At 69.8% G+C, this 24041-nt stretch carries 24 protein-coding genes; 10 read left to right on the plus strand and 14 right to left on the minus strand.

The window, feature by feature from the left end:
• Nucleotides 1–81 precede the first annotated feature (81 nt).
• The 5 genes from AMYNI_RS0105080 to AMYNI_RS43615 all read left to right on the plus strand — a co-directional run bounded on the left by AMYNI_RS0105080 (nt 82) and on the right by AMYNI_RS43615 (nt 6503).
• The gene (locus AMYNI_RS0105080) at nt 82–2991 is read left to right on the plus strand and encodes an AfsR/SARP family transcriptional regulator (RefSeq protein WP_020666900.1); all 2910 of its coding nucleotides are present in this window, start codon (nt 82–84) and stop codon (nt 2989–2991) included.
• Nucleotides 2992–3254: 263 nt separating this feature from the next.
• Entirely contained in the window at nt 3255–4544 is a 1290-nt protein-coding gene (locus AMYNI_RS0105085; protein WP_020666901.1) for a hypothetical protein, read from the plus strand.
• 64 nt (nt 4545–4608) lie between these two features.
• Nucleotides 4609–5040 (plus strand): RlpA-like double-psi beta-barrel domain-containing protein, encoded by a 432-nt coding sequence (locus tag AMYNI_RS0105090; protein WP_020666902.1) that lies wholly within the window; start codon nt 4609–4611, stop codon nt 5038–5040.
• A gap of 10 nt (nt 5041–5050) precedes the next feature.
• Nucleotides 5051–5662: a hypothetical protein gene (locus tag AMYNI_RS0105095; RefSeq protein WP_040405524.1), complete on the plus strand. Its 612-nt coding sequence runs from the start codon at nt 5051–5053 to the stop codon at nt 5660–5662.
• 13 nt (nt 5663–5675) lie between these two features.
• On the plus strand, nt 5676–6503 hold the full coding sequence (locus AMYNI_RS43615; protein ID WP_020666904.1) for a MauE/DoxX family redox-associated membrane protein: 828 nt from the start codon (nt 5676–5678) through the stop codon (nt 6501–6503).
• A 66-nt stretch (nt 6504–6569) separates the two neighbouring features.
• Here the strand turns inward: AMYNI_RS43615 and AMYNI_RS0105105 are convergent, their stop codons facing one another.
• The 4 genes from AMYNI_RS0105105 to AMYNI_RS0105120 all read right to left on the minus strand — a co-directional run bounded on the left by AMYNI_RS0105105 (nt 6570) and on the right by AMYNI_RS0105120 (nt 10468).
• On the minus strand, nt 6570–7103 hold the full coding sequence (locus AMYNI_RS0105105) for a M23 family metallopeptidase (protein WP_020666905.1): 534 nt from the start codon (nt 7101–7103) through the stop codon (nt 6570–6572).
• Nucleotides 7104–7330: 227 nt separating this feature from the next.
• Entirely contained in the window at nt 7331–9169 is a 1839-nt protein-coding gene (locus AMYNI_RS43620) for a sialidase family protein (protein ID WP_020666906.1), read from the minus strand.
• Nucleotides 9170–9220: 51 nt separating this feature from the next.
• Entirely contained in the window at nt 9221–9976 is a 756-nt protein-coding gene (locus tag AMYNI_RS0105115; RefSeq protein WP_026360073.1) for a hypothetical protein, read from the minus strand.
• Nucleotides 9977–10180: 204 nt separating this feature from the next.
• A complete protein-coding gene (locus AMYNI_RS0105120) occupies nt 10181–10468 on the minus strand; it encodes a hypothetical protein (protein ID WP_020666908.1) in 288 nt (95 codons plus the stop codon).
• Nucleotides 10469–10657: 189 nt separating this feature from the next.
• Between AMYNI_RS0105120 and AMYNI_RS0105125 the strand changes: the two genes are divergently transcribed.
• On the plus strand, nt 10658–11440 hold the full coding sequence (locus AMYNI_RS0105125; RefSeq protein ID WP_020666909.1) for a GAF and ANTAR domain-containing protein: 783 nt from the start codon (nt 10658–10660) through the stop codon (nt 11438–11440).
• Here AMYNI_RS0105125 and AMYNI_RS43625 read toward each other — a convergent pair.
• Together AMYNI_RS43625 and AMYNI_RS49510 are read right to left on the minus strand one after the other, a co-directional pair.
• Nucleotides 11430–12650: a glycosyltransferase 87 family protein gene (locus tag AMYNI_RS43625; protein WP_020666910.1), complete on the minus strand. Its 1221-nt coding sequence runs from the start codon at nt 12648–12650 to the stop codon at nt 11430–11432. The genes AMYNI_RS0105125 and AMYNI_RS43625 overlap by 11 nt on opposite strands.
• A 70-nt stretch (nt 12651–12720) precedes the next feature.
• Complete coding sequence (locus AMYNI_RS49510) at nt 12721–12903, minus strand: hypothetical protein (protein ID WP_169515699.1); 183 nt, start codon at nt 12901–12903, stop codon at nt 12721–12723.
• Nucleotides 12904–12996: 93 nt separating this feature from the next.
• Between AMYNI_RS49510 and AMYNI_RS0105135 the strand changes: the two genes are divergently transcribed.
• The 3 genes from AMYNI_RS0105135 (at nt 12997) to AMYNI_RS0105145 (ending at nt 15122) form a co-directional block, all read left to right on the plus strand.
• Nucleotides 12997–13434 carry a YbaB/EbfC family nucleoid-associated protein gene (locus AMYNI_RS0105135; protein ID WP_084628285.1) on the plus strand — a complete coding sequence of 146 codons (438 nt, stop codon included), beginning with the start codon at nt 12997–12999 and terminating at the stop codon, nt 13432–13434.
• A gap of 76 nt (nt 13435–13510) precedes the next feature.
• Nucleotides 13511–13888 carry a hypothetical protein gene (locus tag AMYNI_RS0105140; protein ID WP_020666912.1) on the plus strand — a complete coding sequence of 126 codons (378 nt, stop codon included), beginning with the start codon at nt 13511–13513 and terminating at the stop codon, nt 13886–13888.
• Between the two features lie 13 nt (nt 13889–13901).
• Complete coding sequence (locus tag AMYNI_RS0105145) at nt 13902–15122, plus strand: polymorphic toxin type 44 domain-containing protein (RefSeq protein WP_020666913.1); 1221 nt, start codon at nt 13902–13904, stop codon at nt 15120–15122.
• On the opposite strand, the gene dprE2 is transcribed toward AMYNI_RS0105145, so the two are convergent.
• From dprE2 to AMYNI_RS0105165, 4 genes are read right to left on the minus strand one after another with little or no spacing between them, the layout of a single operon-like run.
• Nucleotides 15123–15866 carry a decaprenylphospho-beta-D-erythro-pentofuranosid-2-ulose 2-reductase gene (gene dprE2 / locus AMYNI_RS0105150; protein WP_020666914.1) on the minus strand — a complete coding sequence of 248 codons (744 nt, stop codon included), beginning with the start codon at nt 15864–15866 and terminating at the stop codon, nt 15123–15125. It abuts the gene before it with no gap.
• A gap of 31 nt (nt 15867–15897) precedes the next feature.
• Nucleotides 15898–16617, minus strand: coding sequence for a WbqC family protein (locus tag AMYNI_RS0105155; RefSeq protein WP_084628286.1), 720 nt, complete (start codon nt 16615–16617; stop codon nt 15898–15900).
• A 14-nt stretch (nt 16618–16631) separates the two neighbouring features.
• Nucleotides 16632–17315, minus strand: coding sequence for a YdcF family protein (locus tag AMYNI_RS0105160; RefSeq protein WP_245573871.1), 684 nt, complete (start codon nt 17313–17315; stop codon nt 16632–16634).
• 16 nt (nt 17316–17331) lie between these two features.
• Complete coding sequence (locus AMYNI_RS0105165) at nt 17332–18381, minus strand: helix-turn-helix domain-containing protein (protein ID WP_245573872.1); 1050 nt, start codon at nt 18379–18381, stop codon at nt 17332–17334.
• A 395-nt stretch (nt 18382–18776) separates the two neighbouring features.
• Here AMYNI_RS0105165 and AMYNI_RS48830 point away from each other — a divergent pair, with 395 nt between their 5' ends.
• Nucleotides 18777–18977 (plus strand): hypothetical protein, encoded by a 201-nt coding sequence (locus AMYNI_RS48830; RefSeq protein ID WP_157357255.1) that lies wholly within the window; start codon nt 18777–18779, stop codon nt 18975–18977.
• 102 nt (nt 18978–19079) lie between these two features.
• Here AMYNI_RS48830 and ispG read toward each other — a convergent pair whose 3' ends face one another.
• The 4 genes from ispG to AMYNI_RS0105190 are packed head-to-tail and all read right to left on the minus strand — an operon-like array spanning nt 19080 to nt 24032.
• Nucleotides 19080–20189, minus strand: a complete 1110-nt coding sequence (ispG, locus tag AMYNI_RS0105175; protein WP_020666919.1) for a flavodoxin-dependent (E)-4-hydroxy-3-methylbut-2-enyl-diphosphate synthase — start codon at nt 20187–20189, stop codon at nt 19080–19082.
• The gene (locus AMYNI_RS0105180) at nt 20189–21970 is read right to left on the minus strand and encodes a 1-deoxy-D-xylulose-5-phosphate synthase (RefSeq protein ID WP_020666920.1); all 1782 of its coding nucleotides are present in this window, start codon (nt 21968–21970) and stop codon (nt 20189–20191) included. Before AMYNI_RS0105180 ends, ispG begins: the two co-directional genes overlap by 1 nt.
• Nucleotides 21967–22950, minus strand: coding sequence for a 4-hydroxy-3-methylbut-2-enyl diphosphate reductase (locus AMYNI_RS0105185; RefSeq protein WP_020666921.1), 984 nt, complete (start codon nt 22948–22950; stop codon nt 21967–21969). The genes AMYNI_RS0105180 and AMYNI_RS0105185 overlap by 4 nt, the downstream gene beginning before the upstream one ends.
• A 32-nt stretch (nt 22951–22982) precedes the next feature.
• A complete protein-coding gene (locus AMYNI_RS0105190; protein WP_020666922.1) occupies nt 22983–24032 on the minus strand; it encodes a family 2 encapsulin nanocompartment cargo protein polyprenyl transferase in 1050 nt (349 codons plus the stop codon).
• Nucleotides 24033–24041 lie beyond the last annotated feature (9 nt).

The raw sequence follows: 24041 nt of genomic DNA on the forward strand, positions 1-24041 counted from the left end.
GGCACAACCCGACTTACCATCCGATTGGATTGGGGCTCCTGCGCACGGGCGGTAATAGTGATTGCGATTTCCTTCCGCGTTTTGGGCCCGCTCGAGGTCACCGTGGCCGGGCGGGCCGTTCCGCTCGGCGGGCCGAAACCGCGCATGCTGCTGGCCGCACTGCTGATGCAACCGAATGTGGCAGTCTCCACAGACCAGTTGATCGAGGTGTTGTGGCCGAGCAGCACCCCGCGCTCCGCTTCGGCGAACGTGCGCACCTATGTGCATTCGCTGCGGAGGCGGCTCGCCGAAAGCGCCGCTGAACTGGCCGAACGCATTCAGAGCCGGTCCTCGGGCTACATCCTGACCGCCGCGCCGGGCGAACTGGACCTGGCCGTGTTCGAGGACCTGGTGGCCACCGCGCAGCGGGCACTGTCCGAAAACGACCCGAAAACCGCACTTGCGCTCCTTGACGACGCCGACCGGCTGTGGCGCGGCGACGTGCTGGAGGACCTGCCGCACAGCCATATCTGGGGCTCCACCCTGGCCAGGCTGAGTGAGCTGCGGTTGTCCGTGCAGGAACAGCGGCTGAAGATCCGGATCGAACTCGGCGAGCACCACGACGCGGTGGTCGAGCTGCGCGGACTGCTCGCCGCCCATCCGCTGCGCGAGGAGCTGTGGCAGCAGCTGATCCTGGCGCTGGAGGCGGGCGGGCGCAAAGCCGAAGCCCTGCAGGCTTACGGACAGGTCGAGCGGATCCTGCGGGACGAGCTGGACGCCCAGCCGGGTCCGGAGCTGCGCCGGTTGCGGGCCGGGCTGGCCGGTACCGGGCCGACCAAGGCGCCGCCGAAGCCGCCGTCGGCGTTCCCGGTCTGCCAGCTCCCGCTCGACCTACCCGACTTCACCGGCCGGGACGACCTGGTAGCGGACCTGGTCGACCGGCTGCGGAACCGGCGAGACTGCGATCAGCCCGCCGTGCTGGTGCTCTCCGGCGCGCCCGGGGTCGGCAAGTCCGCGATGGCCGTGCGGGTGGCGCATGCGGTACGTGCGGAGTTCCCGGACGGGCAGCTGCATCTCGACCTCGGCGGCACCTCGGTGGCCCCGCGCACGCCGATGGACGTGCTGCCGGAACTGCTGCGCGCACTCGGCGTGCCGGACGCGGGGATGCCGCGCGGACTCGCCGAACGCGCCGCGCTGCTGCGGTCCAGGCTGGCCCGCCGCCGCCTGTGCCTGGTCTTCGACGACGCGGCGAACGCGGCGCAGGTCCGCCCGCTGCTGCCGGGCAGCGGCGGCTGCGCGGTGCTGGTCACCAGCAGGGCCCGGATGCCCGACCTGGCCGGCGCCCGGCCGGTGGACGTGGACGTGCTGCCCGCCGCCGAGGCCGAACGGCTGCTGGCCGGCATCGTCGGCGCCGGGCGGACCGCCGCCGAACCGGACAGCGCGGAGGCGATCCTGCGCTGCTGCGGCTACCTGCCGTTGGCGATCAGGGTGGTCGGCGCGAAGCTGACGCACCGACCGGGCTGGACCCTGCGCGTGCTGGCCGAGCGGCTGCGCGACGAGCACCGGCGGCTGGACGAGCTGCGGGTCGGTGACCTGGCGGTCCGGGCCAGCGTCACACTCAGCTATGACCAGCTGCCGCCGGACGCGGCGCGCGCCTTCCGCGGGCTCGGCGCGCTGGGCCCGGTGCAGTTCCCCGGCTGGGTGGTGGCCGCGCTGCTGGACCGCCCGTCCGCCGAGGACGTGCTGGACGTGCTGGTGGACGCGCACCTGGTCGAACTGGTCGGCTCGGACGGCTGCGGTCAGCCGCGCTACCGCCTGCACGACCTGCTGCGCTGCTACGCCGCGGAACAGGCCGCCCGCGACGACCAGGCCGAGCACCGGGACGCGCAGCGCCGCGTCATCGAGGGCTATCTGGCGATGGCCATCACCGCCGGCGAACGCATGCCCATCCACTTCTTCGGCGTGGTGGCGGTGGACGGCCGGGACGAGCTGTGGTGCCCGGAGCGCCCGGACGAGCTCGCGGCCGAGCCGGCGGACTGGTTCGAGGCCGAACGGCGAACCGCGGTGGACCTGGTCGACCTGGCCGCGCGGGAAGGGTTCGACGCGCTGGCCTGGCGGCTGACCACGGCGTTCACCCCGTACTTCGACCTGCGCGGGCACCACGAGGACTGGCACCACACGCACGCGGTCGCGGTCGCCGCGGCCGGGCGGACCGCGGACCTGCGCGGCAAGGCGATCCTGCTGCGCAACCTCGGCCAGGTGCACATCTACCAGGACGACTACGTCAAGGCGCTGACCGCGTTCGAGGAGTCCCGCCGGCTGTTCGGGCTGGTCGCGGACGACCGGGGGGCGGCAACCGCGCTCGCCGGGCTAGCCACCGCGCTGCGCTTCCAGGGCGAGCACGAACGTTCCCTCGACCACTGCTACCAGGCGCTGAGCCTGTTCATCCGGGTCGGCGACCAGCACGGCGAGGCGGTGGCCAGGATCGGCGTCGGCGCGGCCAGGCTGGCGCAGGGCTGCTACTCCTCGGCGGGCCGGTGGTTCACCGAGGCATACCAGCTGGCCGCGGCCATCGGCGACCGGCACCGCGAGGCGCACGCGCTGAAGCGGCTGGCCATGCTGCACCAGCACCGCGGCAACCTGGCCGCGGCCAGGGAGGACGTGGACAGGGCGATCGCCATCTTCAACGAGCTCGGCGACGACCACTGCGTCGGCTACGCGCATCAGCACCTCGGCGAGCTGTACCTGTGCAGCGGCGAGCTGGCGCACGCCAGGCTGCTGCTGGTGAACTCGCTGAGCGTGCACCGGCGCAACGGCGACCGCCGCTCCGAGGCCGAGGTGGCCGAGCGGCTCGGCGAGCTGCACGACGCGCTCGGCCAGGCCGACCGGTCCCGCGGCTACTACGAGCGGGCGATGGCGATCTGGCGTGAGCTCTCCGCCGGTCCCCAGGAGTCGGCGCTCGCCCTGCGGCTGCGGGCCACCACCAACGGCACAGCCGCGCAACTGGCCTGAAGCCGTTCCCGCGCACATCACCTGAACGGGAAAAGCGCGCCCGATTCCGCACCGACGGAAAACCGCTATAAAAAGCCGGGCCGATCGCGTCGGGAAACCGAGCGAACCTGCCAGAGCTACAGCACGCGCTGTCACCGTTCGGACAGTACTTCGCCAGATTCCGGCCACGTTTGTATCGATCGTGTACATGCGCGACGCACACTCCGCTTTGTATCCGGCACCGCCGGTTACCAATACCTCCATGTGGTGGAAAGGAGCCCGGCATGGTCCGGTCTTCGGTGTCCCGGTCGCCTGGCCGCTTCCCCCGGCTCAGGCGCCTGACCGCGGCCGCCGTGCTCGCTCCGGTCGCCGTGCTGATTCCGGCCGGAACCGCGACGGCTCAGGCCGGGCCGGGCATCGGCTGGCAGGCCGACCTTTCCACTGTGGACGGGGATGACGTCAACGTCCGGTTCGACGGCGCACTGCGCCTGACCGAGCCCCGCACGGGCCCGGCCGGTGACCACGGTGATCTCAGCGACCTCGGCGACCTCGGTGACCACGGAGCCGGGCACGAAGGTCAGCTGCTGCTCCCCGAGCGCGCACTGGACCGGCCGGTCGACCGGATCCGCGCGGAGGTCGACGCGGTGACCCCGGCGGGTTCGGCAGTGCACGTGTCCGTGCGGGGCAGGCTGGACGAGCGGACGTGGACCGAGTGGCAGCCGGCGCCCGCGGTGCTGCCCCGGCCGGTGCGGGCCGTGCAGGTCCGGATCGAACTTCGTTCGGGCAACCCCGCGGGCGCCTCGCCGGTGGTGTCCGCGGTCCGGCTCACCGGCGAGAACAGCGGCAGCACGGCCGCGCCAAGGGCCGCCGTCGCCGAACCGCTCACCTACCGGGTGTTCGCCACCCGCGAGGGCCTGGTCGGCGGGCAGACCGCGAACGGGCACATCATCACCGCACGCGACCACTTCGTCTCCTTTCCTTCCGGAAAGTCGCTGTCTCCCAAGGGAACCGGCGACTACACGGTGCGGGTCTGCCGGGAAGACCGCAGCCGCTGCGAATACGCGCCGGTCTGGGAGAAGGGGCCGTGGAACATCCGTGACGACTACTGGAACCCGTCCGCGCAACGCCAGATGTGGCAGGACCTGCCGCAGGGCAAGCCGGAGGCGCAGGCCGCGTACCAGGACGGCTACAACGGCGGCCGCGACGACAAGAACCGCAAGGTGGCCAACCCCGCCGGGATCGACCTGGCGGACGGCACCTACTGGGACGGCCTGAAACTGACCGGCAACGCCTGGGTCGACATCACCTATCTGTGGACCGGTGCCGGGCCGACCGCGGTGGTGGGCACCGAAGGCGGCCCGCTGAACGTGCGCGCGGACGCGTCCACCTCCGCCGCGATCAAGGGCTTCGCCGCGAACTACGCCAAGGTCACCATCGAATGCCAGATCGAAGGCCAGACCGTCACCGGCAGGTACGGCACCAGCAATATCTGGCACCGCATCGGCCAGGACCACTACGTGTCCGACACCTACCTCCAGAGCGGGACCGGCCGCCCGGTCGCCCCGAAATGCTGACCCTGCACGAGAAATCCCTGCAAGCCCCTGCAAGTGAAGGAAAGTAACCAGCGAGGGAGAAGAGATGGCGGGACAAGAGATCGGTCTGTTGGCCGCGGCCAACAGTGAAGCGTCATGGTTCTGCTGCGGACCGGCATGGGGCCGGTGCAGCGCGGCGGGCGGCGGCGCCTGCGGGAACTGCAAGTCGGGCAGCTACCACTGCGCGTGGCCGAACGCCTCGCAAGCCTGTTTCGACATCACCCGACCCGACCGCTGCGGCGACACGCTCACCCGCCGCGGCTGCGGGCACACCTTCTACGTCAAGCATCTGTGCGGCACCAAGGAGATCGGGGTCAAGATCGCGGACTGCGGCCCGGACACCGACCGCTGGTGCGGGGAGCAGAAGTGCTGCAGCGGGAAATGCGCGACCAACCGGCTGATCGACCTGACGCCCGCCGCGTTCAGCGCGATCGGCAGCCTCGACGCCGGCCTCATCCCCGTCCAGTTCCGTAGTTAGGAGCACCGCCATGTCTACTGTGGATCGAAGAAGGTTCCTGACCAGGGCGGTGCTCGGCGGTGCCGCCACCGTGGCCGGCGCGACCGCGCTCGGCTCGGTGTCCCCCGAGGTCGCGCTCGCCGAGCAGGACGCCAACGTCGGCCTCGGCGCGGACCTGTACGACCCGAACTTCATAGAGGGCCGGATCACCGGGATCAAGGACAACATGCTGTGGGTGACCAGTTCCGACCGGTCCTACCACCGCATCCACGTCACCAACGGGACGAGCATCTGGAAGCTGCGGCACACCACCTTCGCCGACGCGGAGGTCGGTGATGGGCTCTACGCGCGCGGTGTCCGGCTGGACGACGGCACGCTGGCCGCGGACTCGGTGTGGCTGAACATCGTCAACCTGCGCACCACGATCGTCGGCATGTCGGCGAACGTGCTGCATCTGGACAGCGGCAGCGAGCGGGTGGTGGGGCACGTCGTGCCGGGCACCACGGCCGCGGTCTACAACAGCACCCCGGCGGTCCGGGACCTGTCGATGGTGCAGGTGGGCAGGCACGCCCAGGTGATCGGCGCCTGGGTGCCGGAGACCAACGAGGTGCAGATCTCCACGCTGTACACCTCCGCCGCTTGAAAGGAGTCTCCGGATGCTCCACTGGATCGCGGCAACTCAGCTGGTCTTCGTCGCCGGGGCACTGGCGGCGGCCGGCGTGTTCAAACTGTGGGCGCGCGGCGCGCCGGTCGCGGCAAGGCGGTCCGCGCTCGCCAGGGTGCTCGGCAAGGAACGGGCGGTGGCCGCCTTCAAACTGATCGGCATGGCGGAACTGGCGATCGCGGCGGCACTGCTGCTGGCACCGCTGGTGCCGGCGGGACCGTACGCCGCCGTGCTGGCCACCGGCTGGAGCACCGGCATGCTCGGTTATCTGGGCTATGCCAAGGTGTCCGCGCCGGGTTCTTCGTGCGGTTGCCTGAGCGCGAAGGAGGCTCCGATCACCTGGCGAGCGTTCGCCAGGGCCGGGCTGCTGGTGGCCGCTTCGGCGGCCGCCGTCTTCAGCACCCCGGAGATCACCGCCCCGCTGGCGATGGCGGCGCTGCTGCTCGCCGAGGCCGCGCTGTTCGTGGCGCTGTCCGCCGAGCTCGACCACCGATGGCTGCTGCCGTTGCGCCGTTTCCGGGCGCGGCTGCGGCATCCGCTGCGGGAGACCGTCAGCACCGAGGTCCCGCTGCAGGCAACCCTGCAGCAGCTCTACCGCAGTACCGCCTACCGGTCGGCACACGACCTGATCTCCTCGGCGGTGCTGGATCACTGGGATGAACGGGAATGGCGGATGGTCACCTTCGCCACCCGTCAGGGCGAGCAACGGGCCATCGTGGTGTTCGCCGTTCCCCGGCTGACCGACGATCCGGACCAAGTCCGCGCCGCGCTGGTCCCCGATCCCGACCCCCACGGTGCCGACGCCGTGCCCGTCGGCTGACACCGAAAACCCCGAAGGCCACTTTCACGCGGGTGAAAGTGGCCTTCGGGCTTTCGGGGAACGGAATCAGCAGCCGGTGCTGCTGGTGACCGTGGTGTTGCCGAAGTACTTGATCGCCAGGCCGTTCAGCACCACGCGCTTGACGACGCCGCTGGCGCGCTGTTCGTAGTGCAGGTGCGGGCCGGTGGAACCGCCGGTGCTGCCGACCTTGCCGATGATGCTGCTGGTGGTGACGCTGGCGCCGACCGAGGTGTTGAACGAGTTGAGGTGCGCGTACAAAGTGGTCCAGCCGCTGCCGTGGTCGATCACGATGTACTTGCCGTAGGAGGTGCCGCCGAGGTCCCGCACGGTGGTCACCTTGCCGCTGGCGCTGGCGTGCACGTTCTTGCCCAGTGCGTCGCTGCGCTGGAAGTCGACCGAGTTCTGCGGGTTGTGGTTGGTGCGGGTGTTCGCGTTCCACACCTGCCCGCAGTCGAACGGGGTGCGGAAGTTGATCGCCTGCGCCTGCACGTCGGCGCTCGCCGGTACCGCGGTTCCTGCCATGATCGCGGCGCCGGCCGCGAGCCCGGCGAATACTCTGCTGGCGGTCTTGGTTGCCATGACGATTCCTCCAGTTTTCAAAGATCGAAAGACGGAAATCCCAGCCATGCTGTGTCTTCTAAAAAAGGAGATTTATGCACCCAAGTTGGTACGGCTCATACGCCCGTCTCCCCGGTATCGACCCGCCGCGACCACCCTCCGGGCGGCCCCGTCGGCTCGATGTGCATAACTCTCCTTGTGCGGCGAAGCGTAAAAAGGCGACATACAAGACCCGTACAAATCCGGCCCTATCCGGTCGTGTCGAACGGCAGGTGCAGGCGCAGCCCGGCGGACGGGCCGCCGTCCGACGTGGCCAGCGAACCGATCTCCGCGGCGGTCAACGCCCGGTCGTAGAGCCGGTAGTCGTCCAGCGAGCCCCGCAACCGGTACTGGCCGTCCAGTCGCTGCCCGGCGTGCACGGCGAACGGCCGGCCCGGGCTGACCGAGCCCTGCAACCCGGAACCGGTGGCGGCGAGCGCGCCGTCCAGGTAGAGCCGGACCGTGCCGCCCGCGCGCTGCAGCGCGAAATGGTGCCATGCCTTGTCGTTCAGCGCGGCAGCCGAACTAACGGTGACCCCGCCGGTCGGCCCGTTCTCCAGATGCGCCCGGATCCGGCCGCTTTCCGGCTCGGCCCGCAGCCACACCTGCGAGAACCCGTCACCCTGGTTGTACGCCCACAACAGCGCCTGCCCGGCGGTGCTCGCGCCGTAGTTGAACCAGCCGGACCAGGTGAAGTCGCCGCCGCCGGTGGCCAACGACTCGGCGAACGGCAGCTGCACGTAGTCGTCCGTGCCGTCCAAGGAGACCGCCTTCCCGAACCGGCCCGCGGCGAGCACCGGGCCGCCGCGCAGGTAGGCGTTGTTGCCCTGCGGTGAGACATCCGGGGTGACCGGCACGCCGGCGGTGGCGCCGTCCGGCAGCCCGAGCGCGGACTCGGTCAGCGTCGCCCACCGGATGGTCTCGTTCGCGTTGAACTCCGGCCCCGCCTCGAACAGCAGCCCGGCCGTACCGGCGCCGAGCGGGACCAGGTCGGAGTAGGCCGCGTCCTGACCCCAGACCAGCACCCCCTGGTCCCAGTTGGCGCCCTCGTCGAAGGAGGACCGCACGCGCAGCTCCTTGCGGCGGTCGCAGGTGGACGGGCCGGCGAACAGGATCCGGTTGTACTTCGAACCTTCGTCGGTGGCCCGCAGCCGGCCCACCGAGCCCTGCACCGGCGGGGTGACCAGGTCGGGCTCGAAGGTGAACTTCTTGCTGAAGGTCGCGCCACCGTCGGAACTGATCGCGTACGCGCGGTTGTCGCGGCCCTGGTTGACGCATTTGTCGCCGTCGCTGTTCGCGTCGTTGCGCGCGGCGGCGTAGATCCGGCCGTCGGTCAGCTCGACCACGCTGATCTCCTGCGGGTTGAGCGTGGCCGTGGTGCTGATGTCGGTGGCTCCGCGCCGCCAGTTCAGTCCCCCGTTGTCGCTGTAGACCAGCGATCCCGCGCCTTCACCGGAGCCGAAGCTCATCCCGGCCAGCAACCGCCCGGCATGCTCGCCCCTGGTCAACACGATGCCGTGGGACGGCCCGGTGGCGAGCCAGCCCGGCGCCACGGGGAACCCCAGCTCGGTGGTCAGCTCGCGGGGCACGCCCCAGGTCAGCCCGTTGTTCTCGCTGATCGACACCCGCGGGATGCGGCCGCAGGCCGGCGCCTTGACGCACTGGTAGGTGGACAGCAGCACGATCCGGTCGGTGCCGGGGACCACGATCGGCACCGGGTTTCCCTTGGTGTCCCCGTGTCCCTCGATCACCACCTTGGCCGGGCCCCAGCTCTTGCCGCCGTCGGTGGAGCGTTTGGAGACCAGGTCGATGTCACCGGCGTCGGCGCAGAACTTGGCGCCGCCGTTGCGCCCTTCGGCGAAGGCGAGCAGGTCGCCGTTGTTCGCCTTGACCACGGACGGGATGCGGAAGCAGTCGTAGCCCTCGGTCTTCTCGCGGAAGACCACGGTGTTCGCGATGGCCGCCGACGCCGCTGGCGCCGGGGTGAAGGCCAGTACCAGCAGGACGCCGAGCAGCACCGGCAGGGATCTGTGCGGGATTTTCGCCATGCCCGCAAGCCTGGAGCGCCCGGATACAAGTCGTGTACACGGGACGGACGCTCAGTGCGGCTCGCGCTCGTGCCGCCCCGCGATCAGTTCCTGGACCCAGATCTTCGCCCGCACCACCGGTTCCCTCAGCTTGCGCTCGCGCCACAGCGCCTTGGTCAGCTTCCGGCCGCTGCCGCGGTAGCGCCAGCGGGCCCACGGCGAGTGCGGCCTGGCCAGCCGCACCGCGCCGACCACGATCAGCACCGGGATGAACACCCCGATCAGTCCGGCCCAGATCTTGCCCTTGAGCAGCGTGACCACCGCCAGCAGCAAGTCGAGCACCACGATCACGGTGACCATCCCGTCACCGTCCGCCGGCGCCAGCGCGCCGAGGTCGTCGACCGGGCCCGGCCGGAATCCGAGCAGCATCAGCCCGGTCAACGCGATCGCGACGAACACCGCGTCCACCGACACCCGGCCCTTCTCGGACCAGTAAACATCGCTGAGATGCAGGATGAGCGCGAACTCGTCCAGCACCAGTGCCGAGCCGACGCCGAACAACGCGGCCACCACCGCCCGCCAGACCGGCTCACCGTCCGGCACCACCAGCCCGGCCACGCCGCCGACCAGCATGAACACCACACCGAAGACCACGTGATGGATGTGCAGCCCGCCGGGGGTGATGTTGCCGGGCCACCAGCGCACTTCGGCACGGATCAGCCGGACCGAGAGCCGGATGAAGCCGAACCCGACGATCATGCCGGTGAAAAAGCACAGCAACGGAACCCGGCCGGTCGCCACGAAGGTAGCGACGAACCATTCATTCATCCCGGTCACCCGCCCTCGAAGCCGGCCGCCACCGGTCGGCGGCACCACGCACGGCTGTGTGTACAGCTTCTTCATCGTGGCGCGCTCGGGTGTCGTATCGGTTCCTGTCGCGATCCGCTGAAATCGGGCGCGCCCCCGACACCACCTGTACCACCTATCGGGGACGGAACCACCGGATTCGAACAGACTTCTCGGAGTGCGCGCTCACCGGCCGTCCCCGGGCAGCCGGACGGCCAGCCTGCCCGCCAGCTCGGTGCTGGCGATCCGCAGGTCCTCCGCGGCGGCCGCGGCCTGGTCCAGCTCGCAGCGCACGATCGCGACCAGCTCGGGATCGGTCAGCCCGGCGGGCGGCTGCCCGCGAAGCCGGTCCAGCCTGCCGGTGATCGTGGCCGCGGTACGCGCGATGGCCGCCAACTCGGCCTGTGCCTCGGCGACTCCTGGCGCGCTCGCCGGGATCGCCTCGGCGTTCAACTCGGAGTTCAGCTCGGCCATCGGACCTGGACGTCGTCGCTAGGCTCGGTCATCGGTATCTCCCGGGGAGTCGCACGAAAAGGGGGACCGTTGAGCGACGTATAGCCGTTTCCCTGGCCGGCCAAACCCCCTCGGCGCCCGGCGGCGGGCCGGACCGCATATGTTGAAGGCGGGTCGGGGTGGCCCAGAGCAGGCACGGAAGGACGGGACATGACCGAGGCCGTGCGATCGAGCCGCTGGATACTGGACGTACCCGAGAACCTCTCCGTCGCCGAGTTGCGGACGGCGAACGCGGCGGACGCCCCGGTCGCACTGGCCCGCAGCTTCGCCGACCTGGCCCATCACCTGTACGGACGACAGAGCGGCGAGCAGGTGATCGACGCCGTGCTCGCCTACTCGGTCACCGGGCTGACCGGCTGCGACCATGCCGGCGTCTCACTGGTCCGCCGCGGCGGCCGGATCAGCACCCCGGCCACCACCGACGACCGGGCGGCGAAACTGGACGAGCTCCAGTACACCCTCCGCGAAGGCCCCTGCGTGCAGGCGATCTGGGACGAGCGCAGCTTCAGCGTGCCCGACCTGGCCGCGGACCCGCGCTGGCCGAAGTACGGCCCGGCCGCGGCCGCCCGCGGCGCCCGGTCCATGCTCGCCTTCCAGCTGTTCACCGACAAGCGCACGCTGGGCGCGCTCAACCTCTACTCGGGCAGCGTGCGCGGCTTTACCGACGAGGACGAGCAGTTCGGGCTGCTGCTCGCCGCGCACGCCGCGGTCGCGCTGGACGCGGCCAGGACCCGCACCGAGCTGCGGGCGGCGATCGAAAGCAGGCAGGTGATCGGCGAGGCGCTCGGCATCCTCAAGGAGCGGCACCACCTGACCTCGGAAGACGCCTTCACGACGCTCACCGAGGCGTCCCAGCGGCTGAACATCAAGCTGCGGGACCTGGCGGAAAAGGTCAGCACCACCGGCGAAGACCCGGCGACCATCACGTCCTGACCGGCACCAGTGGGTCGAGGGTGACCCGCGCACGCCGCTGCCGCACCAGCAGCACGGCGCCGATGACCACCACGAACAGCAGGTAGAAGTTCGCCACCAGGAAGGTGCCGGCGGTCAACGGCGCGTCGCCGTTGCGGCCGGGCGTCCACGAGGGCGGGCGCAGCAGGAACACCGCCACGGTGATCGGCAGCAGCACCTGGGCCAGCCGGTCGCCCAGCCCGGATTCGGCGACCAGCAGCACCGCCAGCGGCACCACCCATACCCAGTGGTGAATCCAGGACACCGGGCTGACCAGCAGCGCCAGGAACGCGGTGACCAGCATCGCGGACACCGGCCGCCCTTGCCGGTGGTAGTGCCGCACCAGCACCAGCCCGCCGACCGCGAACACCGCGGCGATCGCGTAGGCCACCGGCTGCGACCAGGATGCCTGTTCGGAGAGCCGCCGCACCGCACCGCCGACGGACTGGTTCCAGGTCCAGTCGGTGGGACCGATCCGTGACGAGTCGAACACGGTATGTGTCCAGAACCGGATCGTGTCGTGCGGGGCGATCAGCAGCATCAGCCCCTGCAGCCCGACGAAAGTGCCCGCGGCCCGCGCCGCGTCCGCCTTGCGGCCGGTCAGCAGCAGGTGCACCACGAAGATCAGCGGGGTGAGCTTGGTCGCCGCCGCGACCCCGACCAGCACCCCGCCAAACTTGCCGGCCCGCCCGGTGGCCCCGCAGACCACCAGCAGGTCCACCACCACCAGCGCCATCAGCAACGCGTTGACCTGGCCGTACTCCAGGGTCACCCAGACCGGCGTGGTGGCCGAGAGCACCAGGCCGAGCACCACCGCGCCCCAAGCCGGGGACAGCCACGACGGCCGCCGCGGCAGGTGGCGCAGCACCAGGTAGGCGACCAGCACCACGCACAGCACCGAGAACGCGTTCAGCAGGCCCCAGGCCACCTGCGGCGGGAACAGCACCAGCGGCACGAACAGCAGGGCGGCGAACGGCGCGTAGGTGAACGGGAGCTGCGCATAGGCGGGCTCGAACGGCAGCGAGTCGGAGTCGTACAGCGGGAAGCCGTGCAGCAGCGCGGCCGCGCCGCCGTGGTAGACGGCCGTGTCACCGCCCTCGGGTAACCCGTTCAGGTAGGAGAGCACCCCGCGCACCGTGAACCCGGCGACCACGAGCGCCAGTACCAGCCAGATGGCCCAGCGACCTCGCACTACTCCCCCAACACCCACGGCTGCCTTGTCGGCTGGCAACGGTAGCAGTTCGATCAGGAGAGCTTGTCGATCAAGGTTTCCTGCCGCCCGCGGCCGCCTGCGGCCCGCCGGCCTGCTGCTTGCCGTCCGTCGAGGGGTTGGCCGCCGCGGCGGCCGTCTTGTGCTCGGCCGCGGGCTTGGAGTCCGCCGCTGGGCTCTGCTCACCGAAATGCCGGCGGCAGTATGTCGCGTATCGCCTTGCTCCCGCGGTCATCGCCTTTCTCCGAATGCTCGGCAGAACCGAATTTGCGTGTAACCACACTAACTCTTTCGGCCTAACACTGCCACCGACTTAAGTTAATGATCAATGGAGACCTCAGCGCACAGTCATGATGGCAAGGTGGACTTCGACGAGACAGCGGCGGCCCGTGCAGCCGCCGCACGGACGATCCTCGCCGGGCTCGGCGAACCCGGCGCGGACGCCGCTTCCGACAACGGGCAGGTCATCGTGCACCTCGCCCGCAACGGTGACCTGGCCGGCATCGACATCGATCCCCGCGCCGGTGACGTCAAGCAGCTCGAACGCGACATCCTCCAGGCATGGCGGCGTGCCCAGCGAACGGTGCACCTTGCCGCGCAACAGGAGTTGCAAGCCGAGACCGGCATCGAAACCGACCAGAGCTACTACGACGCCATCGACGAACGCTTCGGTGCGCCGGACTCGAAACCCCGGCCCGAGCGGCCGGCCCGGCGCACCGACGACGACGAGGACTTCGGGGACCAGACCTTCACGTACAACCTCTAGCGGAACGGTCACCAGCGGCAACACGTCCAAGACATCGAGCAAGGCGCACTGAAACAACTGAAGGGGCGGCGGCGGGATGAGCGAAACACGGCCAGAATCGGGCGGTGGCGGAGCGGGCGGGTTCTTCATCGATCCGGACGCGGTACGACAGGCGGCACAGGCCGCGCTGGACGTGGCGCACCGCCTTCGACTGGAAGCCACGTACGGGCCGACCGGATTGTCGCGGGCGGGAGGGCAGGGTGCGGGCGCGCAGCCTCCGGCCACGGTCGGCGAAGGTTTCGATCTCGACGACGGCTTCAAGGAATTCGCGAACGGCTGGAACCGGCGCATGGAGCGCTTCGTCGACGCCTGCGAGCAGGTAGGTCGAGCACTACAGCGCAGCGCCGAAACCAAACAGGAATTCGACTACGCCACGGCGCTGAAGATGTACGACAACCTCGACCGCATGCAATGACCAGGGGGACACGATGATCGGCTACGACGCACTGCACGACGCGGACCTCACCAAGATCGCCACCCAGGTCGAGACCTGGAACAAGTTCAAGAGCAGTCTTACCCTGATCGCCGAAGATTTCCGGAACAACGTTCAGCGGGATTTCAAGGACAAGTTCCGGGGCGATGACGCGGACCTGATCTTCGGCGTGATCAACGAACTCGCGCAGGAGTTCGACGACGCGACCGCCTTGGCCGGTGCCGTAGGACCGATCGCCACTCCGGCCCAGAAGAAGCTCGAAGCACTCCAGAAAGAGCTGAAGGTACTGAAGCAGGAAGCCGCCCAGGTCGGCTACAAGATGAATGCTGGATACCCGGAGCCGGTCAATGCGCTCGTACCTCTCAACCCCGCCGGCCGCAGCATCGGTCAAGTAGCCGGCGACATGACGAAGGTGCTCGAGAACGCCACCTCGGTCGACGGGCGCGCGGCCACCGCGCTGCGGGGCAATGTCAGCAAGGGAAAGGACTTCCGGGCGCCTGAGTTCGAGAACCTGGAAGCCACGACGAAGGCCAGCGAACAAGACTTCATCACCATGAAGAAGTTCATCCTCGCCCAGATGAACAAGAATCTGAGCGCGAAAGAAATCGAGGAAATACGGAACCAATGGAGCAAATCTGAGACTGGCGATATATTCATGGACCCTTTCTTCAAAAGAAAGAAACAATATGACATGTGGAAAGACCTCGTCGCCGAGGGTAAGAGGTGGGACTTCAAGGGACCACTGAGTGAGATACTCGGCAAAGACGAGGACTCCTTGTATACCAAGGTGCCCGGTCGCGACACGCGAGTGTACTACGATATCTGGGCTAATATACATTACGGATACATCGGCAAGAAAGCTGGGTTCAATTATCTTGAGCTTCTATACGGGCCAAGCGCCAACAATATCCTCGAGGGAAAAGGAGGCGGCCAAGAAGACGCCGGAGACATGGCTGTCATGCGTTTCGGAATAGAGCTTTACAAGGAGTACCCCGACGGCATTACGGAGAAACAGTTCGATGCCAAACTTGAAGAACTTCTGAATGATCTTGAGAAGGCCAAGGAGGGTGCCAGGAACTTCGACGATGTCTCGGCTCCGGGCGACCGCCCAGGGCCGGGGCATCTCGAAGACGAGCCGAACGTGGGTGAAGTCGACGAAAAGAAGGGAGGACAGGATCGGCAGGACGACTATCCGCAGTCCAGGACCTGGGAGTAGCTAGCGGGGCAGGCGGCGCCAGAGCGGCCTCGGCAGCAGGCGCATGATCGCGAACACCGGCCGCAGCAGGCCCGGTACCCAGACCTCACCGCGGCCCCGGCGCAGCGCGGCGACGGTGGCGTCCGCGACCTGGTCCGGGGTGCTGGAGAACGGGGCCGGTGCCATGCCCTCGGTCATCCTGCCGATCACGAAACCGGGCCGGACCAGCAGCAGGTGCACCCCGCTGCCGTGCAGCGCGTCGGCGAGACCGGAGGCGAACCCGTCGAGGCCGGCCTTCGCCGAGCCGTACACGTAGTTCGCCCGCCGCACCCGCACGCCAGCCACCGAGGAGAACACCACGAGCCGGCCGTGGCCCTGGGCTCGCAGCAGGTTCGCCAGATGCGTCAGCACGCTCGCGTGCGCGGTGAAGTCGGTGTGCAGCACCTCCAGCGCGTGCGCGGCGTCCCGTTCGGCGCGCTGCTGCTCCCCCAGCACCCCGAACGCGGTGACCACCACCTCGAGCGGGCCGTGCTCCCGCACCACGGCCGACAGCAGCTCCTCGTGCCGCGTCACGTCGTCGGCGTCGAACTCGACCCGCGCCACCTCGCCCGCACCGGCCTGCCGGAGGGATTCCTCCTCGGCGTCCAGCTCCGCGCTGCGCCGGGCGGCCAGCACCACCGTGCGGGTGCCCTGCGCGACCAGCCGCCGCGCCACCGCCAGACCGATCTCGCTGCGGCCGCCGAGTACCAGAACCGTGCCCTTCACGGCCCCGAGTCTGCCAAGGCGGGTCCGCCGGTCAGAGGTTGACCCTCGAGTACCGCGCGGCCAGCTCGGCGCGCATGGCCACGATGCCCTGCGCCGCCAGCTCCCACAACGGCCCCACCCGGCGCAGTGCCGGCAGCATGTCCCGGTCCACCGGGGCCACATACCGGACGTCGAGATCGAGTTCCGCGAACGGCCGCTCGTCCAGGTACTTGGCGCCGCCGCGGCCGCACAGGTACTCGGTGGCGCCGACCGCAGCGGTCAGGTCCGCCAGCCGGATCGACCGCCCGGCACGGGCCGGCAGCTCACTGCTGCGCACCACCCGGCCGCGCCAGCCGAGCGCGGAGAGCAGGGCACGAGCGGAGACCTCGGCCACGTCCGCGATCCGCGCGCTGAACAACAGCGCGGTGGAGACCTCGTCCACCACCGCGGCCACGTCCGCCCAGTGCCGCGCGCGACCGTAGTACTGCCGCACCAGTTGGTCGATCCGCCGCCTGCTCTTCTCCGGTTCGGCCAGCACCAGCTCGTTGATCCGGCTGTCCCTGCCGTGCGGCCGGTGCACCGGCACGGTCAGCCACTGCTGGTGCGCCGGATCGTCCAAGCCGGCCAGCCGGGTGCGGTGCTGGTAGTCGCGCGCGTTGAACTGGACATCGTCGAGTACGACCCACACGTCCGCCTGCGACAGCTTGCCCAGCGTCGACAGTCGAGGAAAGAGGTTGGGCTGATGGATGGCACAGACAAGATGATTTCCCATAGAGAGGCGCGAGTCTAACGCAGCAGACGGCTGTCGAACCCCGATTCAACCAAACGTTGGAAGGCACCGAGCACCGCAGCGGGCACCTCTTGATCAATGGCGAAACCACGCTTCGGATATTCGATCACCCGTTGGAGGTCGCCGACCATCATGTCGATCACCTCGAGATCACCGCCGAGCTCCTGAATGTACTCGGCCAGCGTCAGTGGTTCGGACGCGCACACCGGCTCCACCTCACGCCATTGCTTGCGCACGGTGGCGTACGCGCGGCGCTCCATATAGGGCATGGAGACCAGCATCAGCGAGTTGACGTCCACCTCGTGGTCCCGGAGCACCTCCCTGGACAGCGCCACGTTGTCGCCGGTGTTCATCGCGTCGGGTTCGACCAGTATCGCCCGGTCCGGCACCCCGAGCCGCAGCGCGTGCTCGCGGTAGTGCACCGCCTCGCCCCGTGGAAAGGGACTCCACGTGTCCGGGCTGTTGGCACCGCTGAACACCACCACCGGAAACAGGCCACGGTGGAACAGTTCCGCGGTGTAGGCGGCCACCCCGATGTCGTTGCAGCCGAGCGCGATGGCGGCCGAGCACGGCCTCAGTTCGTGGTGCAATCGGTGGTATTCCCAAACCAGTTCCGCGTCCGCCCACTGCTGATCCGTCACCTGCTGCCGTACATCCACGACACCACTACTCCTACTCACGGTCGCTCCCGGGCCGCTACGCCGACTGCCCCTCGAACGTGCGGCGAATGTTCTCGATGCTCTGCAGCTGGTGGAGCAGGCCGTACTGGGCCGAAAGCCGGCCGGCCTGATCCAGGATCTCCAGTCCGCTGGACGAAGTCGCCTTGTCGGACAGCAGAATGTGGGCGTACGCGGTGTCGAGGCGTACGCGTTGCATCGGGGTGTCACCGGCGCGGTTGGACAGCGCGATATCGATGAACTGGGACGCGGTCCGCAGATCACCGGCGCCGCGATGCGCGAGCGCGAGTTTCTGGTGCGCGATGGACCAGTCCAGCGGCTCTTCCAGGTTTTCGAAACCGTGGATGGCGGGCACGATGTGCTGGGTCGCGGACTCGTTCAGGCCTCTTTTGCTGAGTGCGGTGCCGATCCAGAGCCTGGCCCTGGTGCGATCGCGTTCACTCAGCCGATGGTCGGTGGCGAGCAGCTCGTAGCGCTGTGCGGCGACATCCAGCCTGCCGCACATCTCTTCGACCACCACGAGTTGCAGTTCGAGCTGGGCCACCCGGCGCGGCATGTCCAGTTCGGTGTAGATCCGGACCGCCTTGCGGTAGCTCTGCTGCGCGGACAGCGGCCCCTGGATGGATCCCTGGTCCTGCTGCACTTCACCGAGCAGCCACAGCGAACGGCCGTAGAGCTGCAGACCCCTGGTGTCGTTGCTGTTCGGCTCGTAGCCGTACAGCCACCGCTGCAGCAGGTTGTGCGCCAGCCGGAACTCCTGGCGGCCGAGGCAGACCAGGGTGCGGTCGAGATCGTCGGACCAGGACTCGTAGTCGACCTGGCTCCGGCCGGGGTCTGCCTGGGGCGCCCGCTGGGCCGGAATCCAGTGTTCCCCGGTTTCGCCGAGCAGCAGCTCGAAACGGTCCCGCGCTTCGCCATCCGCCCGGTTGAGCGCAGCGTCCAGGATCGCCTGGGTTTCCAGGCGGGGCACGGTGTCCGCGCCCCCGGCCTCCCATTTCGCCACAGTACGGGGAGCGACGCCGAGATGCTCGGCGAAGGCACGCACACTGAGCCGCAGGGCACGGCGCAAGAACCGTGCCTCTCGACCGCTCCAGTGGCACACTGGGGCCACAGCGTGTCTCCTTTCCCCCTTTCATCTTGACAGGTCGACACGTGCTTGTGCAGCGAAAGTGCATCACGAGTGCAACATTGGTTCATTCCAATCACCGCCCGCCGGGGCGCAAACTTGTCTACAGGTACCCGGTGTTGAGTAGATCCCCTTTCCCAGAGCCAAAGGGCCGGCATCCCGCACGAATGCCCGCCGTTTGTGGCTGCGATCCTCAACGCCGGGTACCGCTCCATCACTACCTGAACGGAGCAACACGATGACCCGGTTATCGAGCGGTTGGCTCCATAGAGTGCCTATTCGGACTATGTTCGGCCGGGATTTCTCCTATAGATGACCCCAACGGCGCAGTGGCTACCGTGACACCCCAGACACGTGAGTTACTCGCCGCGTTGGCAGCGCTCAACCAGAAGATTCCCGAAGTGGCCCTGTCCCTGCTCGACGGCAGCCTGAGCACGCGGCGGCAGCACGAGTTCGCCGAACTGCTCGCCGAGACCAGCGAACTGTTGCACCAGCACGCCCGCAACCGCGACGCCATCCCGGAACGGCCGGACGACTGAGGCCCTGCGCTCCAGCGGCAGATTCACCGGCAGATTGACCGGCAGCTGTGCGAGATTGTCACCGCGCGGGACACATGCATCCGCACGAGCACCGGTACCGGTTCAGCCGACCGACCAGTCGCGGTTCATGGCCTCCTCCAGGAGGGTCTCCACGATCTGGCTTTCCGGCACGGTTTTGATCACTTCCCCGCGGACGAAGATCTGCCCCTTGCCGTTGCCGGAGGACACGCCGAGATCGGCTTCGCGGGCCTCGCCCGGCCCGTTCACCACGCAGCCCATCACGGCCACCCGCAGCGGCGCCGGGAAGCCGTCGAAGGCGGCGGTCACCTGTTCGGCCAGTTCGTACACGTCCACCTGCGCTCGCCCGCAGGACGGGCAGGACACGATCTCCAGCCGGCGCGGCCGCAGCCCCAGCGATTCCAGGATCTGCGCGCCCACCTTGATCTCCTCCACCGGCGGTGCGGACAGCGACACCCGGATGGTGTCGCCGATCCCGTCCGCGAGCAGCACCCCGAAGGCCACCGCGGACTTGATGGTGCCCTGGAACCGCGGCCCCGCCTCGGTGACCCCGAGGTGCAGCGGATAGTCGCAGCGCTCGGCGAGCCGGCGGTACGCGGCGATCATCACCAGCGGATCGTGGTGCTTGACCGAGATCTTCAGGTCACCGAACCCGTGCTCCTCGAACAGCGAGCACTCCCACAGCGCGGACTCCACCAGCGCCTCCGGGGTGGCGCGGCCGTGCTTGGCCAGCAGCCGCTTGTCCAGCGACCCGGCGTTGACCCCGATCCGGATCGGCACCCCCGCACCGTCCGCCGCCCGCGCGATCTCCTTGACCTTGTCGTCGAACTTGATGATGTTGCCGGGGTTCACCCGCACCGCCGCGCACCCGGCGTCGATCGCGGCGAACACGTACTTCGGCTGGAAGTGGATGTCCGCGACCACCGGGATCTTCGACTTCCGCGCGATCATCGGCAACGCGTCCGCGTCGTCCTGCGACGGCACCGCGACCCGCACGATCTCGCAGCCGGCCGCGGTCAGCTCGGCGATCTGCTGCAGGGTCGCGTCCACATCCGCGGTCAGCGTGGTGGTCATGGACTGCACCGACACCGGTGCCCCGCCGCCCACCGCGACCCCGCCCACCAGCACCTGCCGGGACGTCCGCCGCGGCAGCTCCGGTTGCACCGACGGCATGCCAAGCTCGACCAGGGTCATCAGCACTCCTCGGGATTCAGTCCGGTGATGAGGTCCAGCACCGCGTTGCGAATGCCTTCCGCGTCCAGGCCGTGCGCCCGCAGCAGCTCGCCGCGGGCCGCGTGCGGGAGAAAACCGGGCCGCAACGCGCGGGTCGCCACGGTGCGTTCCGGCAGCGCCTGCGCCAGCCTGGCGCCGAGCGAGCCGGTCGCGACGGCGTCCTCCACCACCAGCACCTTCCGGTGCGCGCCGGCCAGTTCGAGCAGCGCCGGGTCGAGCGGCGCGACCCAGCGCGGATCCACCACGGTGACCTTCGGCCCGAGCGCGGCCAGCTCGGCCGCCGCGGCTAGGCAGGGCTCCGCCATCGGGCCGACCGCCACCAGCAGCACGTCCGCGGCGGCCGGGACATCCGCGGCCACGCGCAGCAGGTCGCAGCCGCCGATCCGGCGCACCGCTGGCAGGTCCGGCCCGAGCGCGCCCTTGGGGTAGCGCAGCACGGTCGGCCCGTCCCGGACGTCGACCGCCTCGGTCAGCAGCTCCCGCAGCCGGGCGCCGTCGCGGGGTGCGGCCAGCCGCAGCCCCGGCACCACCGGCAGCACGGACGCGTCCCAGACCCCGTGGTGGCTCGGCCCGTCCTGGCCGGTGATGCCGGCCCGGTCGGCCACCACGGTGACCGGCAGCCGGTGCAGCGCCACATCCATCAGCAACTGGTCGAAGGCCCGGTTCAGGAAGGTCGAGTAGATGGCCACCACCGGGTGCAGCCCGCCGAGGGCCAGCCCGGCTGCCGACGTGATCGCGTGCTGCTCGGCGATGCCCACGTCGTACACCCGGTCCGGGAACCGCTCGGCGAACCGGCCGAGACCGGTCGGGCCGAGCATCGCCGCGGTCACCGCCACCACGTCCGGCCGGACCTCGGCGATCTCGGCGAGCCGCGCGCCGAACACCGAGGTCCAGCCCACCGCCGATGGCTTGCCGGGCCGTCCGGTGACCGGGTCCACCACCCCGACGGCGTGCAGGCAGTCCGCCTCGTCCTGTTCGGCGGGCGGGTAGCCCTTGCCCTTGCTGGTCACGCAGTGCACCACCACCGGCCGGTCCAGCGCGACCGCGCACCGCAGCGCGTCCTCCACCGCGGCCACGTCGTGCCCGTCGACCGGGCCGAGGTAGCGGAGCCCGAGCGTCTCGAACAGGTTGGCCCGCGCCGGCCCGCGCAGCCGGGCGAGGTGGCCGGACAGCCCGCCGACGGTGGGCGCGTAGGAGCGGCCGTTGTCGTTCAGCACGATGATCACCGGCCGGTGCGGGGCGCCGGCGAGGTTGTTCAGCGCCTCCCAGCACATGCCGCCGGTGAGCGCCCCGTCGCCGACCAGCGCGACCACCCGGCGGTCCAGCTCACCCCGATGGGCGAACGCCTTCGCCAACCCATCGGCGTAGCTGAGCGCGGTCGAGGCGTGCGAGTTCTCGATCACGTCGTGCACCGACTCGGCCTGCGACGGATAGCCGGACAATCCACCGGACTGGCGCAGTGAGCCGAACTCGCCGGCCCGCCCGGTGATCATCTTGTGCACGTAGGACTGGTGGCCGGTGTCGAAGAGCAGCACGTCCCGCGGCGAGTCGAACACCCGGTGCAGTGCCAGCGTCAGCTCCACCACGCCCAAGTTCGGCCCGAGGTGGCCGCCTGAGCGGCAGACCCGGTCGATCAGGAACTCGCGGATCCGCCCTGCCAGGTCGAGCAGCTGACCGGCGGAGAGCTCGCGCAGCCCGGCCGGTCCCGGAATGGCGGTGGACGGCTCGGCCTGGGTGGTCATCCCCGCCTCACCGCCGAGGGCAGCGTGAAGTGGATGCTCTCCCTGGCGGTCTCCCGCTCCTCGACCGTCACCGGCCCGAGCCCGCCCAGCGCGGTGACCACCTCCTCGACCAGCCGGGGCGGCGCGGAGGCACCCGCGGTCAGGCCGAGCACCCGCACTCCGTCCAGCCAGTCCGGCCGCAGGTCACCGACGTCGTCGATCAGGTACGCGGGCGTGCCCTGCCGCCGCGCCAGCTCCACCAGCCGCACCGAGTTCGACGAGTTGCCCGAACCGACCACCAGCACCAGCTCCGACTCGTTCGCGATGGCCCGCAGGGACAGCTGCCGGTTGGTGGTCGCGTAGCAGATGTCGTCCGAGCCCGGCCCGCGCAGGGCGGGAAACCTGGCCCGCAGCGCCTCGACCACCTCCGCGGTCTCGTCCACCGCCAACGTGGTCTGGGTCAGGTAGGAGACCCGCTCCGGGTCGGGCACCTCAAGCTCCGCCGCCTCGGCCGCGCTCTGCACCAGCACGGTGTGCTCCGGCGCCTCGCCGAGGGTGCCTTCGACCTCCTCGTGCCCGGCGTGCCCGATCAGCACCACGGTGTCCCCGCGTCCGGCGAACCGCAGTGCCTCGTTGTGCACCTTCGTGACCAGCGGGCAGGTCGCGTCCACCGCGTCGAGGCCGCGCCGCGCGGCCTGCGCGCGGACGGCCGGCGCCACCCCGTGCGCGGAAAAGACGACGGTTGCGCCTTCGGGCACCGTGTCCAGGTCGTCCACGAACACCGCGCCCCGCGACTCGAGGTCGGCCACCACATGGCTGTTGTGCACGATCTGCTTGCGCACGTAGATCGGCCCGCCGCGGCTGTCCAGCAGGTTCTCCACCACTTCGATGGCGCGTTCCACCCCGGCGCAGAACGATCTCGGCGCGGCCAGCAGCACCGTGCGCGGGCCGGTCACCGCCCGCCAGGCCGGGTGTTTCGGATCGATCGGGTCGGCTGGCATCGATTCGTCTCCCTGGAGGGTCGGACCGGATTTCAGCGGTCGCGGCGGATGATCAACCTGGCCAGTGCCGCCAGTTCGGCGGCGGGCACCGGCGGCGCCGCGCCGGCGGGCGGGACGTCCAGCAGGCTCAGCGCACCGGCCAGCAGCTCGTCCGCCCTGGTCTGGCTCCAGCTCCGGCCGCCCGCGTCGTCGACCAGCTCCGCGGCGCGCACCAGCTCCGCCCCGGACAGCGGCCGGTCGAGCCGGTAGAGCGCGGCCAGCTCACGGGCGCCCGGCGTGCCGGTGGCCAGTGCGGCCACCACCGGCAGCGACTTCTTCCTGTTCTGCAGGTCGGAGTACACCGGCTTGCCGGTCACCGCGGCCTGGCCCCAGATCCCCAGCAGGTCGTCCACCAGCTGGAAGGCCACCCCGACCCGTCTGCCGAACTCGCGCAGCCGTTCCACCTGGCCCCCATCCGCGCCGCCGAACAGGCCGCCGATCGCGCAGGCGCAGCCGAGCAGCGCCCCGGTCTTGCTCTCGGCCATCCGCAGGCATTCGGCGAGCTCCACGTCGTCCCGCCGCTCGAAGGACATGTCCGCGCTCTGCCCGTCCACCAGGTCCTGCACCGCGGCGCTGAGCAGGCGCATCCCGTCGGCGGCCCTGGGGTGGCCGCTGGCCGCGAGCACGTCCAGCGCCAGGGTCAGCAGGGCGTCACCGGCCAGGATCGCCGCGCCGGTACCGAACACGGTCCACGCCGCCGGCCGGTGCCGCCTGGTGACGTCACCGTCCATCACGTCGTCGTGCAGCAGGGAGAAGTTGTGCACCAGCTCGACCGCGACCGCGGCCGGTACCGCGGCCGGCGGCGCGCCACCGGCGAGCTCGGTGGCCAGCAGCGCCAGTGCGGGACGGATCGCCTTGCCGGCCGCGCCTTCGGTCTCCCGGCCGGTCTCGTCGCACCAGCCGATGTGGTAGCCCGCGACGACGCGCATGGACTCCGGTAGTGACCCGACAGCCTCCCGAAGTGCCGGGTCGAACTCGCCGCGACTCCACGCGAGCACCTCACGCGCCGACCGGCCCGTCGGCCGGACCTCCAGATCCGTCATCTCCCTGTT

Origin of the sequence: Amycolatopsis nigrescens CSC17Ta-90, from assembly GCF_000384315.1 — a bacterium.
In the GTDB taxonomy this organism is placed as follows: Bacteria; Actinomycetota; Actinomycetes; order Mycobacteriales; family Pseudonocardiaceae; genus Amycolatopsis; species Amycolatopsis nigrescens.

Bases quoted from the DNA above. Each gene is read 5' to 3' on its own strand.
- AMYNI_RS0105085 (WP_020666901.1), top strand. From the start codon at position 3,255: ATGGTCCGGTCTTCGGTGTCCCGGTCGCCTGGCCGCTTCCCCCGGCTC.
- AMYNI_RS0105090 (WP_020666902.1), top strand. From the start codon at position 4,609: ATGGCGGGACAAGAGATCGGTCTGTTGGCCGCGGCCAACAGTGAAGCG.
- AMYNI_RS0105095 (WP_040405524.1), top strand. From the start codon at position 5,051: ATGTCTACTGTGGATCGAAGAAGGTTCCTGACCAGGGCGGTGCTCGGC.
- AMYNI_RS43615 (WP_020666904.1), top strand. From the start codon at position 5,676: ATGCTCCACTGGATCGCGGCAACTCAGCTGGTCTTCGTCGCCGGGGCA.
- AMYNI_RS0105105 (WP_020666905.1), bottom strand. From the start codon at position 7,103: ATGGCAACCAAGACCGCCAGCAGAGTATTCGCCGGGCTCGCGGCCGGC.
- AMYNI_RS43620 (WP_020666906.1), bottom strand. From the start codon at position 9,169: ATGGCGAAAATCCCGCACAGATCCCTGCCGGTGCTGCTCGGCGTCCTG.
- AMYNI_RS0105115 (WP_026360073.1), bottom strand. From the start codon at position 9,976: ATGAATGAATGGTTCGTCGCTACCTTCGTGGCGACCGGCCGGGTTCCG.
- AMYNI_RS0105120 (WP_020666908.1), bottom strand. From the start codon at position 10,468: ATGGCCGAGCTGAACTCCGAGTTGAACGCCGAGGCGATCCCGGCGAGC.
- AMYNI_RS0105125 (WP_020666909.1), top strand. From the start codon at position 10,658: ATGACCGAGGCCGTGCGATCGAGCCGCTGGATACTGGACGTACCCGAG.
- AMYNI_RS49510 (WP_169515699.1), bottom strand. From the start codon at position 12,903: ATGACCGCGGGAGCAAGGCGATACGCGACATACTGCCGCCGGCATTTC.
- AMYNI_RS0105135 (WP_084628285.1), top strand. From the start codon at position 12,997: ATGGAGACCTCAGCGCACAGTCATGATGGCAAGGTGGACTTCGACGAG.
- AMYNI_RS0105140 (WP_020666912.1), top strand. From the start codon at position 13,511: ATGAGCGAAACACGGCCAGAATCGGGCGGTGGCGGAGCGGGCGGGTTC.
- AMYNI_RS0105145 (WP_020666913.1), top strand. From the start codon at position 13,902: ATGATCGGCTACGACGCACTGCACGACGCGGACCTCACCAAGATCGCC.
- AMYNI_RS0105155 (WP_084628286.1), bottom strand. From the start codon at position 16,617: ATGGGAAATCATCTTGTCTGTGCCATCCATCAGCCCAACCTCTTTCCT.
- ispG (WP_020666919.1), bottom strand. From the start codon at position 20,189: ATGACCCTGGTCGAGCTTGGCATGCCGTCGGTGCAACCGGAGCTGCCG.
- AMYNI_RS0105180 (WP_020666920.1), bottom strand. From the start codon at position 21,970: ATGACCACCCAGGCCGAGCCGTCCACCGCCATTCCGGGACCGGCCGGG.
- AMYNI_RS0105185 (WP_020666921.1), bottom strand. From the start codon at position 22,950: ATGCCAGCCGACCCGATCGATCCGAAACACCCGGCCTGGCGGGCGGTG.
- AMYNI_RS0105190 (WP_020666922.1), bottom strand. From the start codon at position 24,032: ATGACGGATCTGGAGGTCCGGCCGACGGGCCGGTCGGCGCGTGAGGTG.